The 24,109-nt window shown below is 66.3% G+C and carries 18 protein-coding genes; 12 read left to right on the top strand and 6 right to left on the bottom strand.

The genetic code is table 11. The features are described 5' to 3' along the window. Positions 1 to 125: 125 nt before the first annotated feature. The 4 genes from ACFFGH_RS13505 to ACFFGH_RS13520 all read left to right on the top strand — a co-directional run bounded on the left by ACFFGH_RS13505 (position 126) and on the right by ACFFGH_RS13520 (position 6,344). Complete coding sequence (locus ACFFGH_RS13505) at positions 126 to 2,720, top strand: bifunctional aspartate kinase/diaminopimelate decarboxylase (protein ID WP_386669087.1); 2,595 nt, start codon at positions 126 to 128, stop codon at positions 2,718 to 2,720. Further along, on the top strand, positions 2,717 to 4,096 hold the full coding sequence (murL, locus tag ACFFGH_RS13510) for a UDP-N-acetyl-alpha-D-muramoyl-L-alanyl-L-glutamate epimerase (protein ID WP_386669089.1): 1,380 nt from the start codon (positions 2,717 to 2,719) through the stop codon (positions 4,094 to 4,096). Before ACFFGH_RS13505 ends, murL begins: the two co-directional genes overlap by 4 nt. Then, positions 4,077 to 5,483, top strand: a complete 1,407-nt coding sequence (gene murD / locus ACFFGH_RS13515; RefSeq protein WP_386669091.1) for a UDP-N-acetylmuramoyl-L-alanine--D-glutamate ligase — start codon at positions 4,077 to 4,079, stop codon at positions 5,481 to 5,483. The genes murL and murD overlap by 20 nt, the downstream gene beginning before the upstream one ends. Positions 5,484 to 5,549: 66 nt before the next feature. Next, positions 5,550 to 6,344: a dienelactone hydrolase family protein gene (locus ACFFGH_RS13520; protein WP_386669093.1), complete on the top strand. Its 795-nt coding sequence runs from the start codon at positions 5,550 to 5,552 to the stop codon at positions 6,342 to 6,344. Positions 6,345 to 6,353: 9 nt separating this feature from the next. On the opposite strand, the gene ACFFGH_RS13525 is transcribed toward ACFFGH_RS13520, so the two are convergent. After that, entirely contained in the window at positions 6,354 to 7,349 is a 996-nt protein-coding gene (locus tag ACFFGH_RS13525; protein ID WP_386669095.1) for a polyprenyl synthetase family protein, read from the bottom strand. Positions 7,350 to 7,640: 291 nt separating this feature from the next. Between ACFFGH_RS13525 and ssb the strand changes: the two genes are divergently transcribed. From ssb to ACFFGH_RS13555, 6 genes are all read left to right on the top strand, one after another. Then, positions 7,641 to 8,144: a single-stranded DNA-binding protein gene (ssb, locus tag ACFFGH_RS13530; protein ID WP_386669097.1), complete on the top strand. Its 504-nt coding sequence runs from the start codon at positions 7,641 to 7,643 to the stop codon at positions 8,142 to 8,144. 46 nt (positions 8,145 to 8,190) lie between these two features. After that, a complete protein-coding gene (rfbB, locus tag ACFFGH_RS13535; RefSeq protein WP_386669099.1) occupies positions 8,191 to 9,246 on the top strand; it encodes a dTDP-glucose 4,6-dehydratase in 1,056 nt (351 codons plus the stop codon). Positions 9,247 to 9,324: 78 nt separating this feature from the next. Beyond that, a complete protein-coding gene (gene rfbA / locus ACFFGH_RS13540; RefSeq protein ID WP_386669101.1) occupies positions 9,325 to 10,206 on the top strand; it encodes a glucose-1-phosphate thymidylyltransferase RfbA in 882 nt (293 codons plus the stop codon). A gap of 12 nt (positions 10,207 to 10,218) precedes the next feature. After that, entirely contained in the window at positions 10,219 to 10,776 is a 558-nt protein-coding gene (gene rfbC, locus ACFFGH_RS13545; protein WP_386669103.1) for a dTDP-4-dehydrorhamnose 3,5-epimerase, read from the top strand. Then, positions 10,773 to 11,714, top strand: a complete 942-nt coding sequence (gene rfbD / locus ACFFGH_RS13550) for a dTDP-4-dehydrorhamnose reductase (protein WP_386669105.1) — start codon at positions 10,773 to 10,775, stop codon at positions 11,712 to 11,714. The genes rfbC and rfbD overlap by 4 nt, the downstream gene beginning before the upstream one ends. A 139-nt stretch (positions 11,715 to 11,853) precedes the next feature. Beyond that, on the top strand, positions 11,854 to 13,842 hold the full coding sequence (locus ACFFGH_RS13555) for a prolyl oligopeptidase family serine peptidase (RefSeq protein ID WP_386669107.1): 1,989 nt from the start codon (positions 11,854 to 11,856) through the stop codon (positions 13,840 to 13,842). Between the two features lie 80 nt (positions 13,843 to 13,922). On the opposite strand, the gene ACFFGH_RS13560 is transcribed toward ACFFGH_RS13555, so the two are convergent. Continuing rightward, entirely contained in the window at positions 13,923 to 15,500 is a 1,578-nt protein-coding gene (locus ACFFGH_RS13560; protein WP_386669108.1) for a peptide MFS transporter, read from the bottom strand. A 429-nt stretch (positions 15,501 to 15,929) separates the two neighbouring features. On the opposite strand from ACFFGH_RS13560, the gene ACFFGH_RS13565 reads away from it, so the two are divergent. Then, positions 15,930 to 18,005 (top strand): S9 family peptidase, encoded by a 2,076-nt coding sequence (locus ACFFGH_RS13565; RefSeq protein ID WP_386669110.1) that lies wholly within the window; start codon positions 15,930 to 15,932, stop codon positions 18,003 to 18,005. Between the two features lie 95 nt (positions 18,006 to 18,100). Next, positions 18,101 to 19,357 carry a DUF819 family protein gene (locus ACFFGH_RS13570; RefSeq protein ID WP_386669111.1) on the top strand — a complete coding sequence of 419 codons (1,257 nt, stop codon included), beginning with the start codon at positions 18,101 to 18,103 and terminating at the stop codon, positions 19,355 to 19,357. 54 nt (positions 19,358 to 19,411) lie between these two features. Here the strand turns inward: ACFFGH_RS13570 and ACFFGH_RS13575 are convergent, their stop codons facing one another. From ACFFGH_RS13575 to ACFFGH_RS13590, 4 genes are all read right to left on the bottom strand, one after another. Then, positions 19,412 to 19,645: a YbdD/YjiX family protein gene (locus ACFFGH_RS13575; RefSeq protein ID WP_386669113.1), complete on the bottom strand. Its 234-nt coding sequence runs from the start codon at positions 19,643 to 19,645 to the stop codon at positions 19,412 to 19,414. After that, a complete protein-coding gene (locus ACFFGH_RS13580) occupies positions 19,620 to 21,677 on the bottom strand; it encodes a carbon starvation CstA family protein (RefSeq protein ID WP_386669115.1) in 2,058 nt (685 codons plus the stop codon). Before ACFFGH_RS13580 ends, ACFFGH_RS13575 begins: the two co-directional genes overlap by 26 nt. Before the next feature lie 78 nt (positions 21,678 to 21,755). Continuing rightward, complete coding sequence (gene corA / locus ACFFGH_RS13585; protein ID WP_386669117.1) at positions 21,756 to 22,763, bottom strand: magnesium/cobalt transporter CorA; 1,008 nt, start codon at positions 22,761 to 22,763, stop codon at positions 21,756 to 21,758. A 32-nt stretch (positions 22,764 to 22,795) separates the two neighbouring features. Beyond that, on the bottom strand, positions 22,796 to 23,974 hold the full coding sequence (locus ACFFGH_RS13590) for a lipoprotein N-acyltransferase Lnb domain-containing protein (protein WP_386669119.1): 1,179 nt from the start codon (positions 23,972 to 23,974) through the stop codon (positions 22,796 to 22,798). Between the last annotated feature and the right edge of the window lie 135 nt (positions 23,975 to 24,109).

Genomic DNA, 24,109 nt, shown 5'->3' on the forward strand with positions numbered 1-24,109 from the left:
AAGTTATTCGCCACGGAACGGCGAGCGCCAGATTCTATGGCGCGCGGGCCGCAGGGGGCGGCCGCGCCTGTCATGTCGACATTCCCGATCTGTCGGTCGGAGCCATCCATCTCGAGGCCAATGCGGTGCAAGTGAATCGTTGGGTCGTACTCAAGTTCGGCGGCACATCCGTGTCACGCCGAAGCCGTTGGGACACCATCGGACGCATCGCCGCCAAACGCATGGCCGAGGACGACGCACGCGTGCTCGTGGTGGTGTCCGCGCTGTCGGGCGTCACGAACGAGCTGCAGGCAATCGCAGCAGGCCCTGTTGAGGCCGGCGACGGAATCGACACGCGCATCGCCGCGCTGGTCGAGCGGCACCGTGCGTTCTGCACGGAACTCGATCTGGACGCAGACACCGTTCTCGGCGAGCGCATTGCCGCGCTGCAGCGGCTTGCGAGCGATCCACGCGCGCAAAGCCGGTCGCTGGACTGGCAGGCCGAGGTGCTGGGGCAGGGCGAGTTGCTGTCCTCGACGCTCGGCGCGGCCTATCTACGCGCGCAGGGGCTGGACTTCGGGTGGTGCGACGCGCGCGAATGGCTGGATGCGGTTTCGCTACCGAATGCGAGCGAGTGGGCACAGCGCCTGTCGGTCAACTGCCGTCATGACGGCGACGGCCCGACGCGCGAGCGCTTCGCGCAGCATCAGACGAGGATGTTGATCACCCAGGGCTTCATCGCGCGCCATCGCGACGGTGGCACGGCGATCCTCGGACGCGGCGGCTCGGACACTTCCGCGGCGTACTTCGGTGCATTGCTCAAGGCGAGGCGCGTCGAGATCTGGACCGACGTCCCCGGCATGTTCAGCGCGAACCCGCGCGAAGTGCCCGACGCACGCCTGCTCGCACGCCTGGACTACGCCGAAGCGCAGGAAATCGCGACCACCGGCGCGAAAGTGCTGCATCCGCGCTCCATTGCGCCGTGCCGCGACGGCAACGTGCCGATGGCGATCCTCGACACCGAGCGCCCCGACCTGCCGGGCACGCGCATCGACGCATCGGCCGTCACTGTGCCGGGCGTCAAGGCGATCAGCCGCCGCAACGGCATCGTGCTGGTGTCGATGGAATCGATCGGCATGTGGCAGCAGGTCGGCTTCCTCGCCGACGTGTTCGAGCGCTTCAAGCGCCACGGTCTGTCGGTCGACCTGATCGGCTCGTCGGAAACCAACGTCACCGTGTCGCTGGACCCGAGCGAAAACCTCGTCACCAGCAACGTGCTCGAAGCGCTCAGCGCGGATCTGTCCGAGGTCTGCCGGGTCAAGGTCATCGCGCCATGCGCGGCGATCACGCTGGTCGGCCGCGGCATGCGCTCGTTGCTGCACAAGCTCAGTGACGTCTGGGCGACGTTCGGCGAGGAGCGCGTGCACCTGATCTCGCAGTCGTCGAACGATCTGAACCTCACGTTCGTGATCGATGAGGCCGATGCCGACGGCCTGCTGCCGCAGCTGCATGCCGAGCTGATCCGCGGCGGCGCGATGCCGGTGCAGGACGCCAGCGTGTTCGGCCCGAGCTGGCGCGAGGTCGTGCACGGCCGCACGCCGCGTGCGACGCCGTGGTGGAGCACCCGGCGCGAGGCGTTGCTGCAAACAGCAAACGCCGGAACGCCGCGCTATGTCTACGACCTCGCGACGGTCCGGGCACGCGCACGCGCGCTTGCCGGAACCCCTTCGGTCGACCGCTGCTTCTACGCGATGAAGGCCAATCCGCATCCTTCGATCCTGCGTGCGCTGGTCGAGGAGGGGTTCGGCCTGGAGTGCGTATCGCTTGCCGAGATCGAGCACGTCTTCGCAACGCTGCCCGAGCTGCCGCCCGCCCGCGTGCTTTTCACGCCGAGCTTCGCTCCGCGGCGCGAATACGAAGCCGCGTTCGAGCGCGGCGTGACCGTCACGCTCGACAACATCGAAGCGCTGCAGCGCTGGCCCGAGCTGTTCCGCGGCCGCACGCTGTGGCTGCGGCTCGACCTCGGGCACGGCGAGGGCCACCACGAGAAGGTCCGCACCGGTGGTGTAGCCGCGAAGTTCGGCCTGCCGCTGGCGCGGTTCGACGCGTTCCTCTCCGAAGCGCGCCGGCTCGGCGTGCGCATCAGCGGCCTGCACGCGCACCTCGGCAGCGGCATCGACGTGCCCGGGCACTGGCGCGAGGTGTATGCGAACCTGGCCGGGCTGGCCGACAGCGTCGGCACCGTCGAGATGATCGACATCGGCGGCGGCCTGCCGATTCCGTACACCCCCGACGCGCAGGACTTCGACCTCGAGACCTGGCGCGCCGGCCTGGCGGAGATCAAGGCCGCGTATCCGCGCTACGGGCTGGTGATCGAGCCCGGGCGGTACTTGGTCGCAGAAAGCGGCGCTCTGCTGCTGACGGTCACGCAGGTGATCGAGAAGGACGGCGTGCGGCGCGTCGGTGCGGACGCCGGCATGAACGCGCTTGCGCGGCCTGCCATGTACGACGCCTACCACGGCATCCATAACCTCAGCCGGCTTGACGATGCAGCGCTCGCCACGTTCGACGTGGTCGGGCCGATCTGCGAGAGCGGCGACGTGCTCGGACGCGACCGGCGCCTGCCGGACGCGACCGCCGAGGGCGACGTTCTGCTCATCGCCGATGCCGGCGCATACGGCATGGCGATGGCGAATACCTACAACCTGCGGGCACTGCCGGCAGAGGACGTGATCGAATGAGTCAGTGGTCGTTCCAGCGCGACGCGATCCACGCGTTCCGCTTCGTGCGCTGCGGATTCGATGCCGCTACCGGCATCGCGCAGCTTGTCTATGCCTTCGACGACGGCCCGGAGCTGGTCGAGACCATCACCGTACCCGGCGCCCCGTTCGCGGTCGAAGGTGCGCGCGCCGCGGCGCTCGAAAAAGCGCTGCAGCTGCTGCATCTGATCGCCGGCGTGAGCTACTACAAGGCGGCGGTGCCCGGCGAGATCCGCGTCGAGTCGTATGCGATCGATCCCGAGACCGCGGCGCTGCTCGAGACCGTTTACCTCAACGGGCTGGGTGAATTTGCCTACCGCAACGGCCTGGACCTGCGCGAACGCATCCGTTTCTCGGCGCCGCTCGAAAGCGGCAGTACGCCGGCCCCTGCGCTCGGCCTGCGCGAACATGCGCTGGTCGCGATCGGCGGCGGCAAAGACTCGCTGGTGAGCATCGAGGCGCTGCGTTCGGCCGGCGTCGACCAGACCGTGACCTGGATCGGAGGCTCGCAGCTGATTGCCGACTGCGCCGCGCGCACCGGCCTGCCGACGCTCAACATCGGCCGCGCACTGGCGCCGCAGCTGTTCGACTACAACCGCGAAGGCGCGTGGAACGGCCACATCCCGGTTACTGCGGTGAACTCGGCGATCCTCGTGTTCGCCGCAATCCTGCACGGCGTGGACCAGGTGGTGTTCTCGAACGAGCACTCGGCCAGCTACGGCAGCCTCATCACCACGCCTGACGGCAGCAGCACCGCCGAAGTGAACCACCAGTGGTCCAAGGGCTGGGCGTTCGAGTCCGCGTTCGGCGACCACATCCAGCGCCGCGTCGCCGCGGACCTGCAGTACTACTCGCTGCTGCGCCCGCTCAGCGAACTCGCGGTCGCGCGCCAGTTCGCGAAGCTCGACCGCTACGACGCGCATTTTTCCAGCTGCAACCGCAATTTCCACATCCGCGGCGAGCGCCCGGCCAATCGCTGGTGCGGCGTCTGCCCGAAGTGCCACTTCGTGTTCCTCGCGCTCGCGCCGTTCATGCCCAAGCCGCGGCTGGTCGGCATCTTCGGGCGCAACCTGCTCGACGAGGCCTCGCAGACGCCGGGCTTCGATGCGCTGCTCGAGTTCCAGGACCACAAGCCGTTCGAATGCGTCGGCGAAGGTCGCGAGTCGCGCGCCGCGATGACCGCGCTTGTGCAGCGGCCGGAATGGCGCGAGGACGCGATCGTCGAGCGCTTCCAGCGCGTGATCCGTCCCCAGCTCGACGAGGCGGGTCTGGCGAGCGAGCCGCTGATGGCGATCGATGCGCAGCACCGGATCCCGGCCCGGTTGTGGGAACGCCTGCGTGCGCATTTCGCAGCTTGAAGGCCGCGTCGTCGGGCTGTGGGGCTGGGGCCGTGAGGGCCGTGCGACCTACCGTGCGATACGCGCCCGGTTGCCACAGCTGCCGCTGACGGTCCTGTGTGGTGCCGACGAGGTCGCCGACGTCGATGCGCTCGGTGACGCGGCGCTGCAGGCCCGGTCCGATGTGACTGCGCAATGTCTGTCGTCGTTCGACGTCGTCATCAAGTCGCCTGGAATCAGCCCGTACCGGCCCGAGGCGGTGGCGGCGACGGAGCAGGGCACACGCTTCATCGGCGCCACCACGCTCTGGTGCGCCGAGCATGCCAACGCGCGGGGCCTGCTGGCCCGGACGGTGTGCGTGACCGGCACCAAGGGCAAGAGCACGACGAGCTCGCTGCTCGCGCACCTGCTGCGCGCCGGCGGCCACGTCACCGCACTGGCCGGCAACATCGGCCTGCCGCTGCTGGAGCTGCCTGACGCGCCGGATGTCGAGTTCCATGTCATCGAGCTGTCGAGCTACCAGACGGGCAACCTCGCCGCGAGCGGCGCCGGACCCGAAGTTGCGGTCGTACTGAACCTGTTTCCCGAACACCTGGATTGGCACGGTTCCGAGCAGCGCTACATCGAGGACAAGCTCAAGCTCGTGACGCACGCACGTCCGTGCATCGCGGTGCTCAATGCGGCCGATCCGCTACTGTCGGCGCTGAAGCTGCCCGACAGCGAAATCCGCTGGTTCGGCCGGCAGGACGGCTGGCACCTGCGCGGCGATGCGCTGTATCGCGGCGACGCGTTCGTCATGGACACGCTGCCACTGCCACTGCCGGGGCGGCACAACCGCGGCAACCTGTGCGCTGTGCTTACCGCGATCGAAGCGCTCGGGCTGGATGCCGCCGCGCTGGCGCCGCATGCGGCCTCGTTCCAGTCGCTGCCGCACCGGCTGCAGGTACTCGGCACGCGCGATGGGCTCACCTACGTCAACGATTCGATCAGCACCACGCCGCATGCGAGCCTCGCCGCGCTCGACTGCTTTCGCGCGCAGGACGTCGCCATTCTCGTAGGCGGACACGATCGCGGCGTTGACTGGCAGGCGTTCGCCGATGCATTGGCGAACGGCGATGCGGCACCGGTCGCGGTAATCACGATGGGGCAGAACGGGCCCCGGATCCTCGAGCTGCTGGCTCCTATCGCGGCCGAGCGCGGCATCGCACTCTCGGCCGCAACCGACCTTGCTGATGCGATGCGCCAGGCCCGGGCCGTGCTCGTCGATGGTGGCGTCGTGCTGCTCTCGCCCGGGGCGCCGAGCTTCGGCATGTACCGCGACTACGTCGAGCGCGGCCGTCACTTCGCCGCGCTTGCCGGCTTCGACCCCGACAGCATCAGTGCGATTCCCGGGCTCGGCATTGCCTGAGCTTCACGCGCTACCAACCCGGGCCGCGGGAGCCTCGCACGCACCTTGCGCCACCCGGACAACGCCATGCAGCGAAGCCTTCTTGCCATAGCCCTTGCGTGTTTCGCCCTGCCTGCCTCGGCGGCAATGGTGGAAAAGCCGGTCGAGTGGAAGATCGGCGGCGACTCGTTCACCGGCACGCTCGTCTACGACGACGCAACGGATGCGAAGCGCCCCGGGCTGATGATGGTGCCGAACTGGAGGGGCGTCACCCAGCCGTCGGTCGAGCACGCGAAGAATCTTGCCGGCGATGACTACGTGATCCTGGTCGCCGACGTGTACGGCACGAAGGTCAGGCCGCAGTCGAACGAAGAGGCCGGAGAGGTTGCAGGCCAGCTCAAGGCTGATCCGGCCACGCTGCGCACGCGTGCGCAGAAGGCGGTCGAGGTGCTCAAGGCCCAGGCCGGGAAGGCGCCGGTCGACCCCGAGCGGATCGGTGCGATCGGTTTCTGCTTCGGCGGGACCACCGTGCTCGAGCTGGTGCGCGCGGGCGCCGACCTTGCGGGCGCGGTGAGCCTGCACGGCGGGCTGTCGACGCCGAAGCCCGCACAGGAAAGCGCAATCGAGACGCCGGTGCTCGTGCTCAACGGCGCGGCGGACAAGGCCGTTACCGATGCCGAGATCGATGCGTTCGAGCAGGAGATGGATCGCGCGGACGCGGACTGGCAGTTCGTCAATTTCGGCGGCGCCGTGCACTGCTTCGCCGAGCCCAGCGCAGGCAATGATCCGGCCAGCAACTGCCGCTACAGCGAGCAGGCCGCGACGCGCGCGTACGGAATGATGGCCGACTTCTTCCGCCGCCAGTTCACAGCGGCCGAGTAAGCCGCCGGGTCAGTGGTCGCGGCTGACCGCGTAACGCGCGAGGCCGCGCAGCGCCGATACAAACTCGTTCTCGCCGACGCCATCGAGCGCTTGCTCAGCGGCTTGGGCGTACTGCGACGCGCGTTCGCGGCTGTACTCCAGGCCACCGGTTGTCCGGATCGCCGCAAGCACGTCCGGCAGCGCTTCGGTATCACCCTGTTCGATCGCAAGCCGCAGCCGAGATCGCGTGGTCTCGTCGCTGTGCGCGATCGCGTGGATCAGCGGCAGCGTCGCCTTGCCTTCAGCGAGGTCGTCACCGAGATTCTTGCCGAGCGTCTCGGCATCCGAAGCGTAGTCCAGCACGTCATCGGCAATCTGGAACGCATAGCCGAGGTTGAGCCCGTATTCGTGCAGTTTCTGCTCGGTCGCATCGTCCGCACCGGCAAGTAGCGCACCGAGCCGCGTCGCCGCGGCGAACAGTACCGCGGTCTTACGCTCGATCACGCGCAGGTAGGCGGCCTCGTCGGTGTCGGGGTTGCGCACGTGCAGCAGCTGGAGCACTTCGCCTTCGGCTATGCGATTCGTCGTGTCGGCGAGGATCTGCATCACCGGCAGGCGCTCCAGCTCGACCATCAGCTGGAAGCTGCGCGAGTAGAGGAAGTCGCCGACCAGCACGCTTGCTGCATTGCCCCAGACCGCATTCGCGGTGCGGCGCCCGCGGCGCAGGTCGGATTCGTCGACCACATCGTCGTGCAGCAGCGTCGCGGTGTGGATGAACTCGACGACGGCCGCGAGCTGGTGCGCGTCCGCGCCGCGATGGCCCAGCGAACCTGCCGCCAGCAACAGCAGCATCGGCCGCAGCCGCTTGCCACCAGCGCCGACGATGTATTCGGCGACCTGGTTGATCAGCACGACGTCCGACGCCAGGCGCTCGCGGATCAGCGCATCCACCGCCGCCATGTCGTCGCGGGCGAGGGCCTGGATCGCGGGCAGGTCCAGCGCGGGGGCGAGGGCAATCGGCGGCATGACGGGCTCGGATTCGACAGGCCGCAATTATAGGCGGCCGGTCCGCGATGCGCTGGCGCTAGAGGGCGCCATGGCACTGGCGCGCGAGATGCGCGGGCTCTGCCCGACGGGAAGGGGATGCCCACGCTTGGCGAGACGGGCGCGCGGACCAGGCGTCGGGTCTCGCTCCGTGAAATCGACTCGCGGGAAAATCCTACGGCTGTGCGCGCCTCTCCGGAGCGGAGAGGCCGCCGGCTATACTCCACAATCGGTCACCGCCCGCCCGGGCGACAACACAGGACCTGCAATCCCATGGCACGCGGCGTAAACAAGGTCATCCTCGTCGGCAATCTCGGCAACGACCCCGAGGTCAAGTACACCCAGGGCGGCATGGCCGTCACGAGCCTGAGCCTGGCGACCACGAGCGTCCGCAAGGACCGCGACGGCAACACCCAGGAGCGCACCGAATGGCACCGGGTCAAGCTGTTCGGCAAGCTCGGCGAGATCGCCGGCGAGTACTTGAAGAAGGGCCGCCAGGTCTACATCGAAGGCTCCATCCGCTACGACAAATACACCGGTCCGGACGGCGTGGAAAAGTACTTCACCGACATCGTCGCTGACGAAATGCAGATGCTCGGTGGCGGCGAAGGTGGTGGCGGTGGTGGTGGCGGTGGTGCACGCCGCGAGTTCGGCGGTGGCGGCGACCGGCCGTCGCGTGCCCCGCAGCGCCAGGAATCCGCACCGCGCCGGGAAGCCCCGATCGCGAAGAACAACGACTTCGCCGATGACTTCGCGGATGACGACATTCCGTTCTGACGCGCTAGAAGACCGCGTCTTTTGTATTTAACCAAGGAGTTCTAGCGTGCCAACCTGGCTCGTGACCGGCGGCGCCGGTTTCATCGGCGGCAATTTCGTACTCGACGCGGTTACGCAGGGCATTCGGATCGTCAATCTCGACGCCCTCACGTATGCGGGCAATCTCGACACGCTCGTATCCCTTGAGGGCTCGGCGGATCATGTTTTCGTGCAGGGTGATATTGGCGACGCTACGCTGGTCGAGTCCTTGTTGCGCGAACACCAGCCAGACGCGGTCATCAACTTTGCCGCCGAAAGCCATGTCGACCGTTCCATCGACGGTCCGGCGGCGTTCGTGCAGACCAATGTCGTCGGCACGCTAGTTCTGCTGGAGAAGGTGCGCGACTACTGGAAGTCGCTAGACGCGGCCCGGCGCGATGACTTCCGGTTCCTGCATGTGTCGACCGACGAGGTCTATGGCGCGCTCGGCGAGACCGGCAAGTTCACCGAGCAGACGCCGTATGCGCCGAACTCGCCGTATTCGGCGTCCAAGGCGGCGTCCGATCATCTCGTGCGTGCTTTCCACCACACCTACGGGCTGCCGGTGGTGACCACCAATTGCTCGAACAATTACGGTCCCTACCAGTTTCCGGAAAAGCTGATCCCACTCGTGATCGCGAAGGCACTCGCCGGAGAGGCCCTGCCGGTGTATGGCGACGGACTCAACGTTCGCGATTGGTTGTACGTGGGTGACCACTGCGCCGCCATCCGCCGCGTTCTCGAGGCCGGACGTGTAGGTGAGACCTACAATGTCGGTGGCGACGCCGAGCGCACGAACATCGTGGTCGTCGAGACCATCTGCAACCTCCTTGATGAGCGTCATCCACTCGCAAACGGACGCAGGCGCACCTCGCTTATCACCTACGTGAAGGACCGGCCGGGTCACGACCGCCGTTACGCGATCGATGCGTCCAAGCTCAAGCGCGAGCTCGACTGGGCGCCGACGGTGACGTTCGAACAGGGCATTGCGCAGACCGTCGACTGGTATCTGCACAATCAGTCCTGGGTCCAGCGTGTGCTCGACGGCAGTTACCGCCTGGAACGCATTGGTAGCGCGGGCTAGACACCCCGGCGCCTGTAGTGGCTCCGTCCCCACTACATAGGTGACGAAGCCACCTTGGCCTATGCGAGGAATTCGCTCATGAAGAAAGGCATCATCCTGGCTGGTGGTTCGGGTTCCCGCCTGTATCCGCTGACCCAGGCAATCAGCAAGCAGCTGCTGCCTGTGTACGACAAGCCGATGATCTATTACCCGCTCAGCGTGCTGATGCTCGCGGGTATCCGGGATGTCCTGATCATCAACACGCCCCACGAGCAGGTTTTATTCAAGAACCTGCTCGGAGACGGGTCGAAGTGGGGCATGCGTATCGAGTATGCGGTGCAGCCGAGCCCCGACGGTCTGGCGCAGGCCTACCTGATCGGCGAGGAGTTCGTCGCTGGCGACCCGAGCTGCCTGGTCCTTGGTGACAACATCTTCCACGGCCCCGGTCTTACGGCCATGCTCAAGCGCGCAGGGGCTCGGGAAACCGGGGCGACTGTATTCGGTTATTGGGTCAATGATCCCGAGCGGTACGGCGTGGCCGAGTTCGATGAGATTGGCAAGGTGATCGGCATCGAAGAAAAGCCGGCGCAGCCGCGCTCGAACTACGCGGTGACTGGTCTCTATTTCTACGACGGTCGTGCAAGCGAATTCGCACGCGCGCTCAAGCCTTCGGCACGAGGGGAACTGGAGATCACCGACCTCAACCGGTGCTACCTCGACGAAGGAACGCTACATCTGGAACAACTAGGTCGGGGTTATGCATGGCTTGACACGGGGACCCACCAGTCCCTGCTGGAGGCGTCAAACTACATCGAAACAATTGAAGCCCGGCAGGGGCTGCGCGTCTGCTGTCCCGAGGAGATCGCTTGGTCCAACGGCTGGATCAACGACGAGCAGCTGGACCGGCTTGCCAAACCACTGGTCAAGAATGGCTATGGCAAGTATTTGCTTGGCTTGGCCGAGCGCGGCTTTGTACCCTGAGCTGGAGCAGGAATGAAATCCATCGAGACCGATCTGCCCGGCTGCGTGGTGTTTGAACCGCGTGTCTTCGCTGATGAGCGCGGCTACTTCTTCGAATCCTTCAATCGCGATCGCCTCGCTGAGAGCGGACTGCAGCCGCACTTCGTCCAGGGCAATGTGTCGTCTTCGACTCGCGGAGTGCTCCGGGGCCTGCACTACCAGTGGCCCAATCCCCAGGGTAAATATGTTTCGGTCATCGAAGGCGAAGTGTGGGATGTCGCCGTCGATATCCGTCGAGGCTCACCTACATTCGGGCGCTGGACCGCAGTGATCCTTAGCGCGGAGAACAAGCGCCACTTCTGGATCCCGGAAGGCTTTGCGCACGGCTTCGTTGCGCTCAGCGAGCGAGCGGTGTTCACGTATCTGTGCACTGCGGTCTACGATCCGGCCGCGGATGCGAACATCCGCTGGGACGACCCGCAACTCGCGATTGATTGGCCGGTCACCGAACCGTCGCTTTCGCCGAAGGACGAGCGGGCGCCGCTTCTTGCAGATGTTCCCCAGGAGCGTCTGCCGACGTACCAGCCATGAAGGTTCTGCTACTTGGTGGCAACGGCCAAGTCGGTCATGAACTTCGGCGTAGCCTCGCGCCGCTTGGCGACCTTGTCGTGACTACGCGGGACGGGCTGCTCACCGGCGGGGCAACATGCGAGGTACTCGATCTGGCGGATCTCGACGCGATAGCTCCGCTGGTCGACCGTGTCCAGCCGGACCTCGTCGTTAACGCAACGGCCTATACCGCCGTCGACCGCGCGGAGTCCGAGCGCGAGCAGGCGATGCGGATCAATGCCGAGGCGCCGCGTCGACTGGCAGAAGCTTGCCATCGTGCGGGCGCGTCGCTCGTGCATTACTCAACCGACTACGTTTTCAGCGGAGACGCCACTGCGCCTTACGGCGAAGAGGCACCAACATGCCCCGTGGGTGCATACGGCGCGAGCAAGCTGGCCGGCGAAGAGGCGATCCGCGAAAGCGGTGTCTCGCACCTGATCCTGCGAACCGCATGGGTCTACGGGCTACATGGCAATAACTTCATGCGGACGATGTTGCGCCTGGGGGGCGAGCGTGAAGAGTTGCGAGTCGTGTCCGATCAGGTCGGCTGCCCTACACCGGCGTGGCTGATCGCGGATGTCACTGCGCAGCTGCTCCAAATCCGGACGCCAACACCAACGGGCGTACTGCATCTGGTCAGCCGTGGCAAGACGTCCTGGCACGGCTTCGCTGAGGCGATCTTCGAGGTGGCAGAGCGCCGCCGGGTAATTTCGCGTCCCCCACGAGTACTTGCGATTCCGACGTCGGAGTACCCGACTCCGGCCCGCCGCCCTGCCTATTCGGTGCTCGACACCACCGAGGTTGTTCGCTGGCTGCGGCGGGAGCTGCCCGACTGGAGGGTGGCGTTGGAGGGTACGTTCGACCGCGCGCAAAAGGGGATGAGCTGTTTTCGGCTGTTGAACATGCCCGAAAAGCGGTAGCCTGAGAGGCAAATGCGCGGTGGGGACGGTGCCGACAACCTGCTATGGCGGGGGGGGCGGCGCGGTGGCTGCGCATCACATATCGTCCGATCACCGCTCTGCGTCAGGTGGCGAGCGGGCCTGCGCAACTGGGGGAACAATGAGCAAGCTGGGACGCATGGCCGCGCTCGTCGCGGGATTAGCGATGGCTGTGCCTGCGACGGCGGTTGACATCCGCCAGTTCATCCAACGGGACAAGTTCGAAAGCATCAAGCTTTCGCCGGAGGGTGACTATTACGCGATGACAGTGCCGCTGGAAAACTACACGGCACTTGTGATCGTTCGCCGTGCGGACAGCAAGCTAACCGGAACCTTCCGACTGCAGAAGAACTCGCACGTCGATGATTTCTGGTGGGTTAACCCGGAACGCGTAGTGCTGAGTATCGCTGAGAAGCTGGGTTCGCTCGACGAACCCCAGCCGACTGGTGAGCTGTACGCGATCAATGCTGACGGGACCAAGGCGGACATTCTCGTCGGGCAGCGCATATATGAAAGGTCGACCGGCACGCATATACAGACCAAGAAGGCCGAGCAAGTTGCAGCCTTCTTGGTCGATGACCTTCCGAATGACGACGGTTCGGTCGTCATCTCCGTAATGCCGTTCTCGACCGATCCTTTCACCCGTGCTGAGAGGCTCGACGTCTACAGCGGCAGGCGCACGCCCCTGGCACGTGCTCCAGTGCGCAACGCGCGCTTCATGACGGATAACCGAGGCGTCGTGCGGTTCGCGCGCGGCGTCGGCGTTGACAACGTCGGCAAGCTTTACTACCGCACGGGTGAAGGCTCGGAATGGCAGTTGCTTGCCGATGAGGCGCGCGACGACGGAGGGCAATGGCCAGTAGGATTTTCCGCGGATGATCGGACCGCGTACTTGCAGGTCGAGCGGCCGGAGGGGCCCGACGCGATCGTGGCGTTTGATGTTCAAACACAGACCAGCAAGGAGATCATCCGTGACGAATACGCTGATCCGGATTCGATCATTTACCGCAACGGCACTGCTATTCCGGTAGGAGCCTTCCTTGGTAGTGGCAGGACGCGTACGGTGTTCTTCCAGCCAGATGCGCCGGAAGCCCGTCTCTACCGGTCGCTCGAGAGCGCATTCCCCGGGCATAACATTCGTGTGACATCGCAGAGCTCGGATGGCCGGCTGGCGCTGGTGGGGGTCTGGAGCGACCGGAGTCCCGGTGACTTCTATCTGTTCGATAGTGAGTCGAAGAAGGCCGACTATTTGCTGAGCCGCCGTGAGGCGGTTGATCCCGAGAAAATGGCGGAGATGCGCCCGATCCAGATCGATGCGCGTGACGGGATGAAGCTGCATGGGTATCTGACCGTGCCACAAGCTAGCAACGGGAAGAACCTGCCGATGGTCGTGCTTCCTCACGGCGGCCCGTTCGGTATTCGCGACCGTTGGGGCTTCAGCATCGAGCCGCAGATGCTGGCGCAGGCCGGCTATGCAGTTCTGCAGCTCAACTTCCGCGGGTCAGGGGGCTACGGCCAACGGTACATGGAAGCCGGCGCTCGCCAGTGGGGTGGGGCGATGCAGGACGACCTGACCGATGCTACCCGCTGGGCGATTGCACAGGGAATTGCGGACGCTGGGCGTATCTGCATCTATGGCGCCAGCTACGGCGGTTACGCTTCGTTGATGGGAGTGGCTAAAGAGCCTTCACTCTACCGTTGCGCAGTGGGCTACATCGGCGTTTACGATTTACCGCTGATGCAGGCAGAAGATACGCGCGCCAGCCGGCGTTATGCCAATTGGTCTAATGAATGGGTCGGAACGCGCGATGCGCTGGCGGCGGTATCGCCGAATCGGCTCGCTGACCGGATCAAGGTTCCGGTGTTTTTGGCCGCGGGTGGCGAGGACGAGGTCGCCCCGATCAAGCACACTCGGCTGATGGAGCAGGCTCTGCGCGAGGCCGGCGTTCCGGTTGAAACCCTGTACTTTCCGACCGAGGGGCATGGCTTCTACGTCGAGAAGAATCGGATCGAGTACTACACGCGATTGCTTGCGTTCCTCTCGCGGCACCTGGGCGGAGCAACCGCGTCGACTGGTGCAGCGGCACGAGATTCCACAGCCGCGCACTAAGTCGGTGTAGGAAAAAGAACGGCGCCTACGGGCGCCGTTCTTTTTTTGGTCCGAGCTTCGTTCGCTTGGCGGGGATGGTCTCAATCCCGCACGAGCCGCTTGAGCAAAGGCGTCGCGGCGAACAGCAGCACGCCGGCAGCCAGCCCGATCCACATCATGCGCGTGAACACTTCGGCATACACAGCCAGTGCTTCGGCCTGCGTTGCGGTCGGTGGGATCGCGGCCCAGGTGCCCATGCGACCGGCGATGATTTCGCCGAACGCGGAGAACAGGAACCACGCGCCCATCATCGTGCCGACCGCGCGCGGAATCGAGAGCGAGGTGACGGCGGCCAGGCCGATCGGGGAGAGCACCATTTCGCCGAGCACCAGCACGAAGTAGGCCAGGATCATCCACCACAGGCTGACGAGACCGTCAGCGCCGGCGTTCGCGGCCGAGTATGCGAGCACTGCGAATGCCAGGCCGCAGAACACCAGCCCCCAGGCGAATTTCGCCGGGTAGCTCGGGTTGAGGCCCCGGGTGTCGAGGCGTGGCCAGATCCAGGCGAACACCGGGCTCAGGGCGATCACGAATAACGCTCCGATTGCGGTCGTCTGGCCCGCGGTCCACTCGATGCCGAACGTGGTGCGGTCCATCACGCGATCGGCCATCGCCACCCACGGGCCGTACGTCTGTTCGTAGAGACCCCAGAACAGCGCGCTGACCGTGATCAGCACCATCAGCATGAACATCCGGCCTTTGTCGCGTGCGCTGACGCCCGACATCATCAGGCGGATGAACCAGATATACAGCCCGGCACCGAGGACGACGGCGACGACCTCGGTCAGGGTGACCTCGTGGCCACCGGCGAGCGCCGAGAGCGGGCCTAGGTCGATGCGGGTCTGCAACACCTGCCAGACGATGACGGTGAGCAGCAGTCCGCCGATATAGATCATCGACTCGCGCGACAGGCCCGCGAACACCGGGGCGCGCAGCAGGGCCGGATCGGCAGGCTCGGCATGGCCCAACAGGTATTTCTGGCCCCAGAGGAACTGCACGAGGCCGAGCGCCATCATCACGCCTGCAAGTGCGAAGCCGTAGCCCCAGCCGATCTTTTCACCGATGTAGGCGACGATCAGCGACGACAGGAACGCGCCGACGTTGATGCCCATGTAGAAGATCGTGAAGCCCGAATCGCGCCGAGGATCGTTGTCCGGGTACAGCCGGCCCACGATCGTCGAGATGTTCGGCTTCAGGAAGCCCACACCGACCCCAATGAGCGCGAGCGACGCATACATCACCTGCACCGCGAACGCGTCCTGGTCCGCTACACCCTGCAGCCCGGTGGCCGAGTCGCCGGTGTACGCCATGCCGAGCTGGCCGAACACGAGCAGCGCGCCGCCATAGACGACCGCCTTGCGCATGCCGAGGTAACGATCGGCGAGTAACCCGCCGAGCAGTGGCAGCGCGTAGGCGAGGCCGGCATAGGTGCCGAGCAGCAGGTAGCCGTCGGTGTCCGAGAACCGGTGGTGCTTGGTGAGGTAGAGAAAGAGCAGCGCCTTCATGCCGTAGAAGGCGAAGCGCTCCCACATCTCGGTCAGGAAGCAGACGTACAGGCCCTTGGGGTGGCCGAGGAATTCGCCGGACGCCGGCGGTGCAGCAGTTGCGGTTGCGCTCACGAAAGGCTCCGGGCCACGGGATGGCCGAGTATAGCGGGAGCGTTTAGGCGCCTTCGCGCGGGGGCGCCGGAAGTCGGGCTATCCCGTCAGGGGCCTGTCTTCCGGTCCGCTGACCGGCCGGCGACTGCGGGCGTGGGGCTGTCCGCGTAGAGGGCTACGTCCTCCTTCGCCCATCCGCGGACCCGAACACGGTAGGGCTTCCTGCCCGGTCCGCACTGCCGCACCATCGGCCAGCTGCGCAGCCCTGGCGCCAATCAGGCAGCCCCAACGAAGAACGAGCCCCGCATTCGATCGACCCACGGTGAAAACTCCCTGCCGGCGCGGCAACGCCAGCGCCCCCCGGTACCGCCGCTGGCACGCCCGCCGTTTTGCCGCCTTCGCACCGCTGGCTCTACCATCGGCCCCTCGTCCTGCTTGCCGGAGTGCCGAATGACCCTGCGTCCCGCCGTCCTGTCGCTGCTGATCGCCGCGGCGCTGCCTGCCGTTTCAACCGTTGCGCTGGCTGCACCGCATGGCCTGCAGCCGCGCGAGCTCGCATCGCTCGACCGCTACTCGGCACCGACGCTGTCGCCCGACGGCAGCCGCCTCGTGTTCGCCAAGCGCGTGGTCGACTTCGACGCGAACAAGTCCTCGACCTCGCTCTGGGTCGAGAACGTCGGCTCGCTCGCCGCAGCGGCGAAGCGGCTGACGCCGGAAAGCTGGAACGTCAACACGCCGCGGTTCTCGCCGGACGGAAAAACCGTCTACTTCCTCAGCGCCAAGTCCGGCAGCCAGCAGCTTTACGCCGTGCCGGTCGGCGGGGGCGAGCCGCGCCAGCTGACCGCGTTCCCGGTCGATGTCGGTGACTACCGCGTCTCGCCGGATGGCAAGCGCATCGCGTTCAACGCCGAGGCCTACCCGGACTGCGGCGCCGACCTCGGATGCACCGCCAAGCGCATCGATGAAAAAGGCAAGCAGAAGAACACCGGCGTGGTGTTCGACCGCATGTTCATCCGCCACTGGGACGCCTGGAACGAAGGCCGGTTGAACCGGCTGTTCGTCGCCGAGCTGCCGGCCGCCGGCAAGCAGGTCTCAACTGCGAAGCTGATCGGCGGCGACGTGATCGGCGACGTGCCATCGAAACCGTTCGGCGATGCGAGCGAATACGCCTGGGCGCCGGACGGCCGCTCGATCGCGTTCAGTTCGCGCAATGCCGACCGCGCCGAACCGTGGTCGACGAACTTCGACATCTACCTCGCCAGCGCCGACGGCTCGGGCGCGGCCCGCAACCTTACCGCGTCGAACCCGGCCTGGGACACCGGCGCAACGTTCAGCAGCGACGGCCGCACGCTGTACTACCGGGCGATGAAGCGCCCCGGCTTCGAAGCCGACCGCTTTGCGCTGATGCAGATGGATCTCGCGACCGGCGCCACGCGCGAGATCGCGCCGAAGTGGGACCGCTCGGCCGACGGCATCGAACTGTCGAAGGATGACCGCACGATCTTCACCACGGCCCAGCATGTTGGCGCACATCCGCTGTTCGCGGTCGACATCAAGAGCGGCGGCGTCACCCAGCTGATCGGCGATGGCAGCGTGTCGAGCTTCGACGTCGAGAACGGCCGCCTTGCGTTCTCGCGTAGCACGCTCAAGAGCGGCGACCAGCTGTTCGTCGGCGGCCTCGACGGCAAGCCGGTGCAGCCGGTCACGCCGAGCGCGAGCGAGATGCTGCCGGACGCGCGCTTCGGCGATTTCGAGCAGTTCACGTTCAAGGGCTGGAACAACGAAACCGTGCACGGTTACGTGGTCAAGCCCTGGGACTACGAAGAAGGCAAGGAATACCCGGTCGCGTTCCTGATCCACGGCGGCCCGCAGGGTAGCTTCGGCAACGGCTGGAGCTACCGCTGGAACCCGCAGACCTATGCGGGCCAGGGCTACGCCGTCGTCATGATCGATTTCCACGGATCGACCGGCTACGGCCAGGCGTTTACCGACGCGATCAGCCAGCACTGGGGTGACCGCCCGCTCGAGGATCTGCAGAAGGGCTGGGCCGCGGCGCAGAAGAAATACCCGTTCCTCGACGAGAACCGCGCTTGCGCGCTGGGTGCGAGCTACGGCGGCTACATGGTCAACTGGATCGCCGGCAACTGGAACCAGCCGTGGAAGTGCCTGGTCAACCACGACGGCGTGTTCGACCAGCGCATGATGGGCTACGCGACCGAGGAGCTCTGGTTCACCGAATGGGAAAACGGCGGCACGCCGTATGAAGTGCCGAAGAACTACGAGAAGTTCAACCCGGTCAACCATGTCAAGGATTGGCGCGTACCGATGCTGGTGATCCACGGCCAGCAGGATTTCCGCATCCCGGTCGAGCAGGGCATCGCCGCGTTCACCGCGCTGCAGCGTCAGGGCATCGAGTCGAAGTTCCTGTATTTCCCCGACGAGAACCACTGGGTGCTCAAGCCGCAGAACTCGGTGCAGTGGCACCAGACCGTCAACGACTGGCTGAAGCAGCACATCGGCCAGTGAAGTCGCAGCACCCGGCGAACCGCACGGTCCGCCGGGTTTGATCCCGTGCCGTCCCGATCGGGGTTGGCCTCATCCCTGTATCGAGGTTCTCATCCATGGCCATCGAAGCCGGCGCGCCCGACGCGCTGATCACCAATGACGCGGTCGTGCTCGGCCTGCTCGCAGTCACCCTCGGCGCCGTGTTCTGGGCGTCGTCGCGCACCAGCGGGTTCTTCCATCGCTTCTTCACCTACGTGCCGGCACTGCTGCTGTGCTACCTGATCCCGGCGATCTACAACAGCATCGGGCTCATCGACGGCAATGCCTCGCAGCTCTACCCGATGGCGCGCGACTACCTGCTGCCGAGCGCGCTCGTGCTGCTGTGCGTCGCGATCGACTTCGGCGCGATCGTGCGCCTCGGTCCGAAGGCCGTGATCATGTTTCTGACCGGCACCGCCGGCGTCGCGCTCGGCGCGGTGGTGTCGTTCCTCGCATTGGACGTGATCAACCCGGAGACGGTTGAAGGCGACACGTGGCGCGGCATGACCACGCTCGCCGGCAGCTGGATCGGCGGCGGTGCGAACCAGGCCGCGATGAAGGAGGTTTTCGGCGCCGACGCCACGCTGTTCGGCCAGTTCGTCGCGGTCGACGTTCTGGTCGCGAACGTATGGATGGCGGTGCTGCTGTTCCTCGCGGCGCGCTCGGATGCGTTCGATCGCTGGACGCGCGCCGATACGAGCGCGATCACCGACCTCAAGAACCGCGTCGAGGCCTACCAGGCCCAGCATTCGCGCATTCCGACCCTGACCGACCTGATGATCATCCTCGCGTTCGGCCTTGGCGCGACCGGGCTGTCGCACTTTCTCGCCGAGCCCGCGATCGAATGGATCCGCTCGATGCCGGCGAGCTGGCGTCTGGAGGACTACAGCCTGACCTCGGGCTTTTTCTGGATCGTATTGATTGCGACGACGATAGGTCTGGCGCTGAGTTTCACGCGCGCACGCATGCTGGAAGGCGCGGGCGCGTCGAAGGTCGGCTCGGCGATGATCTACTTCCTCGTCGCCACGATCGGCATGCACATGGACCTCGGCGCGCTGCTCGACCGGCCGTGGCTGTTCATGCTCGGGCTGATCTGGATCAGCGTGCATGCCGGCCTGCTGCTGCTGGTGGCCAAGCTGATCCGCGCGCCGCTGTTCTTCATGGCGGTCGGTTCGCAGGCGAACATCGGCGGCGCGGCATCCGCGCCGGTCGTCGCGAGCGCATTCCACCCGGCGCTTGCGCCTGTGGGCGTGCTGCTCGCGGTGCTCGGTTATGCGCTGGGCACTTACGTCGCGTACCTGACGGGGCTCATGCTGCAGGCGCTGGCGACCTGAGCCTTCGGCCGGCGATTCGTCGCCGGCCCATTCCCGTCACGCGACGCACGCGACTCAGCAGCAGCGGCTGCGCCCGCGGCCGTAACGCGCATCCATGCGTTCGCGGAAGAACGCCTCGCGGTCCATCGGCGCGCGGTCCGGGTGATGGAGCCGCCAGTGCTCCACGTAGGCGTCGTAATCCGGCACACCCACGGCGAGGCGTGCGCTGCGAACGGCGGTAGCCCACGCGCGGGAAACCGCACCGCGCACCGCGCGTAGTGCTTCAGCGTGCGGCTTCGAACGCGACATACGCGGTCTCCTGCGCCGTGGGCCGCTGCGAGCGCCGGGCCTGAAGCGCGGCACGTGCGCCAAACACCACCATCGCCAGCAGCACCCCCATAAACAGCGCACACAATGCGGCGTCGAGTCGGTTGTTGAACACGATGCGCTGCATCTCCGCCAGTGACGCGGCCGGCGCCAGCAGCTCGCCGCGACCGGCTGCTTCGGAAAAACGCGCCGCATTCGCGAGAAAGCCGATCTTCGGATCCGGATGGAACAGCTTCTGCCAGCCCGCGGTCATCGTGCAGATCAGCAACCACACGGTTGGCACCAGCGGAATCCACAAATAGCGCTCGCGCTTCATGCGCACCATCACCACGCAGCAGAACACCAGCGCGATGCCCGCGAGCATCTGGTTCGCGATGCCGAACAGCGGCCACAGCGTATTGATGCCGCCGAGCGGATCAACCACGCCCTGGTACAGAAACCAGCCCCAGCCGGCCACCGCGAGCGCGGTGCAGACCACATTCGCGCCCCAGCTCTCGGTGCGCTGGAACGGCGGATAGGCCAGACCAATCAGCTCCTGGATCATGAAGCGCGCCACGCGCGTACCGGCGTCGATCGTGGTCAGGATGAACAGCGCTTCGAACAGGATCGCGTAGTGGTACCAGAACGCCATCATGCCGCTGCCGCCGACCAAGCCGTTGAGGATCTGCGCCATGCCGACCGCAAGCGTGGGTGCGCCGCCGGTGCGGGAGAGGATCGTGCTCTCGCCGATGTCGGCGGCGGTCGCGGCCAGCATTTCGGGCGTGATCGCAAAGCCCCAGCCGGAAATCGCCGCCGCGGCCGACTGCGCCGTTTCGCCGATCAACGCGACCGGCGCGTTCATCGCGAAATAGATGCCCGGATCGAGCACACAGGCCGCGATCAACGCCATGATCGCGACGAAGCTCTCGGTCAGCATGCCGCCGTAACCGATCAGTGGGATGTGCGCTTCGTTCGCGATCATCTTCGGCGTGGTGCCCGAGCTGATCAGCGCATGAAAGCCCGACACCGCGCCGCACGCGATCGTGATGAACAGGAACGGGAACAGCGAGCCCGCGAAGACCGGCCCGGTGCCGTCGACGAAGCGCGTGACCGCCGGCATCTGCAGCTGCGGCATCGCGAAGAGGATCGCGACCGCGAGCACGGCTACAGTGCCGATTTTGAGGAAGGTCGACAGGTAATCGCGCGGGGCGAGCAGCAGCCACACGGGCAGCACGGCGGCGACGAAGCCGTAGCCGATCAGCATCCAGGCCAGCGTTGCGCCGTCGTAGGTGAACAGCGGTCCCCAGGCCGGGTTGGATGCGACCTTGCCGCCGACATAGATCGCCAGCAGCAGCAGGACCAGCCCGAGCACCGAAACCTCGAGGATCTGCCCGGGCCGGAACCAGCGCAGGTACGCGCCCATCAGGAATGCGATCGGGATCGTCATCGCGACCGTGAACGTGCCCCACGGGCTTTGTGCGAGCGCCTTGACGACCACCAGCGCGAGCACGGCGAGCAGGATCACCATGATTATCAGGATGCCGATCATCGCGACGATGCCGGCCGGCGCGCCCATTTCAGCGCGGATCATCTCGCCCAGCGAGCGGCCGTCGCGTCGCGTCGAGAAGAACAGCACCAGCATGTCCTGGACGGCGCCTGCGAACACCACGCCGAACAGGATCCACAGCGTGCCGGGCAGGTAGCCCATCTGCGCGGCGAGCACGGGGCCTACCAGCGGTCCGGCGCCTGCGATCGCGGCGAAATGGTGGCCGTAGAGCACCGACTTCTCGGTGGGCACGTAGTCGAGCCCGTCGTTGCGCCGCCACGCCGGCGTCGCGCGCGTCGGGTCGATGCCGAGCGCGCGGTTCGCGATGAATCGCGCATAGAACCGGTAGGCGAGGAAAAACACCGACAGCGAGGCCGCGACCAGCCACATCGCACTGACCGTTTCACCGCGTTGCAGTGCCAGCACCGCGAGGCTGGCGATCGCCAGCAAACCCGCTCCCGACCAGCCGACCCACGCCAGACCTTTCATACGACGCCTCCCGGGACTGCCGCGAGCGTCGCCGAGGCGGAGGCGCAGGTCAATCGCCCGCGGCGGCCGCTCGCGGAATCAGAGCCAGCCGACTTTGCGGAACCTGCGGTACAGCAGCACGCAGACGGCCACAACCACGGCGACCAGCACCGGGTAGCTCCAGCGTCCGTGCAGCTCCGGCATGTATTCGAAGTTCATGCCGTACCAGCTCGCGATCAACGTCGGCGCGGCCAGCAGTGCGGCCCACGAACCCAGCCGTTTGACCACTTCGCCCTGGTGCACCGTGACCAGCGAAAGATTGACGCTGACCGCAGCAGTCAGCATTTCGCGAAGGGTGTCGGTGGTTTCGTTGATGCGCACCACGTGGTCGAGCACGTCGCGCATGTACAGCTGCATCTCGTCGTCGATGATCCCGCCACGTGACCGCGCAAGCTGGCCGAGGATGTCCTGCAGCGGCGCCAGCGCCATGCGCAGGCGGGTGAGCTCGCGCTTGAGGTCGTAGAGCTCGCGGACGGTCTCCTTGCGGAATTCCGCCGAAAACACATCCTGTTCCAGTTCGTTGAGCGAATGGCTGAACTCGTCGACGATCGGCATGAAGTTGTCGACGATCTGGTCCAGCACCGCGTAAAGCCCGGCACTCGGCCCGTGGGCCAGCATTTCCGGGTCCCGTTCCATGCGCGCGCGGGCGGGCGCATAGCTCGTCGAGGCGCCGTGGCGCACGGTGACGAGGTACCGCGGGCCGAGGAACGCATGCGTTTCGCCGAAGCGGATGTGGCCGTCGATCATCTGCGCGGTATGCACGGCAATGAACAGCGAATTGCCGTAGGCCTCGATCTTCGGCCGCTGATGCGCGTGGTGGGCGTCCTCGACCGCGAGGTCGTGCAGGTCGAACTCCTCCTGCATCTTGTCGAGCAGCGTGGTGTCGGGCTCGTACAGGCCGACCCAGACGAAGCTGCCATCGTCCACCGCCAGCGCGTCGCTGATGTCGTCCAGCGGGATGTCGCGGCGCAGCCCGTCCTTGCAGTAGGCGGCGCAGTTGACGACGCGCGGCGCGTTGCCGGCAGAGACGGAAGGAAGGTCGTTCATGACGGTGATCGTGCCGGTGATCGCAGGCGGGCTCAACCTTCGGCGCGGGCGGCGACGCCCGTGCGCCGGAACAAGCCGAGCGCGAGGCCGAGATGGATTGGCAGGATCAGCGCGATCCAGTGCGCGTTGCGCTGCGGCTGTACCGGCAGCCAGTGCAAAAACAGCGACAGGACCGCTGCGGCCGCGACGGCCACCAGCAGCCAGTCGAACAGGTGCGCCGGCCGGCGTCCGCGCGCGATCGCCCAGCCTGCCGGCAGCAGCGCAACGCAGAGCGGGTTGAACAGCAGCAGGTTGTGGTTCGCCCAGCCGAAGCGGTGACCGGTACCGAACCAGATGAACAGCATCAGCGCACCGAGCAGCGCGCAGACTGACCAGACCGGCAACGCAAGCGCTGCGGTCAGGCGCGGACGCCGATGGCCGCCGATGGCCGCGGCAATGCCGAGCGCGACGCCGACCAGCGCCCATAGCGGCCACTGCGGACGCGATTCGACGGGCTCGGGCGAGATCCGGTGCGGCAGCAGCGGCTGCCTGTCCTCGACCAGCGGGTTGCGATCAGCTTGGCGCGCGCCAGCGAGCGCATCCGCAAGCCGCATCGGCACGAACGCCTCTTCCCACATCGACAGCGGGCGGTCGGCGGCGGGGCCCAGGCCGATGTCGAACGCAAGCCACATCCAGGGAGCAGGCGAAGCCAGGCGCGTGGCCTCGCTCCGGTAGGTCCGGCCGTGGGAGCGACCCTCGAGCTGCCTGCGCAGCTCACCGCCCAGCGCGACGTCCACCGCGTCGCGCACGCGTGTCGAGCAGTTGTCGAGGAAATAGTCGTAGCGGTAATGCGCGTTCTCGGGCCGCGCGTTGACGGCAAGCGCATCGGCCAGCGCCTGGGCGCGATCCGGCGGCAGGTCCAGCCACTGCACCGACACGCCGCGGCCGTTGTCGGCATAGATCGCGAGGTCTTGCGAAAACGGCAGCGCGACCAGCCGGTAGCGCATCTCGCCACGGATGAAGCGCGGCACGAAATCACTTTCGCTCGGATCGAAAAATCCGAAGTTGTACGAGATTGCGCGGCCGGTCTGCGGGTCCTGCACCACGATCGCGTCGTGGCCGAACCGCTCGAAGAAGATCTCGCCCGGCTGCATCGTCACCACGCCGATTCGCGGCGCGGCACCGGCGGTGCCCATGACGAGCAACAGCAGCGCGAACACGACGAGCGCCATCAGGCGCCGCAGGCGAGCGTGCCCGGAGCCGGGCCGCACGCGGGCGCTGGAAGCCCTGCAGCCGGGCTCGGCAGCGCAGCGCGAGTGGTGCGTCGCAGCGCGGCCGGCTGCGGTCACAGGCGCGCCCAAGTGCGG

The sequence above is a fragment of the Lysobacter korlensis genome, assembly GCF_042434515.1.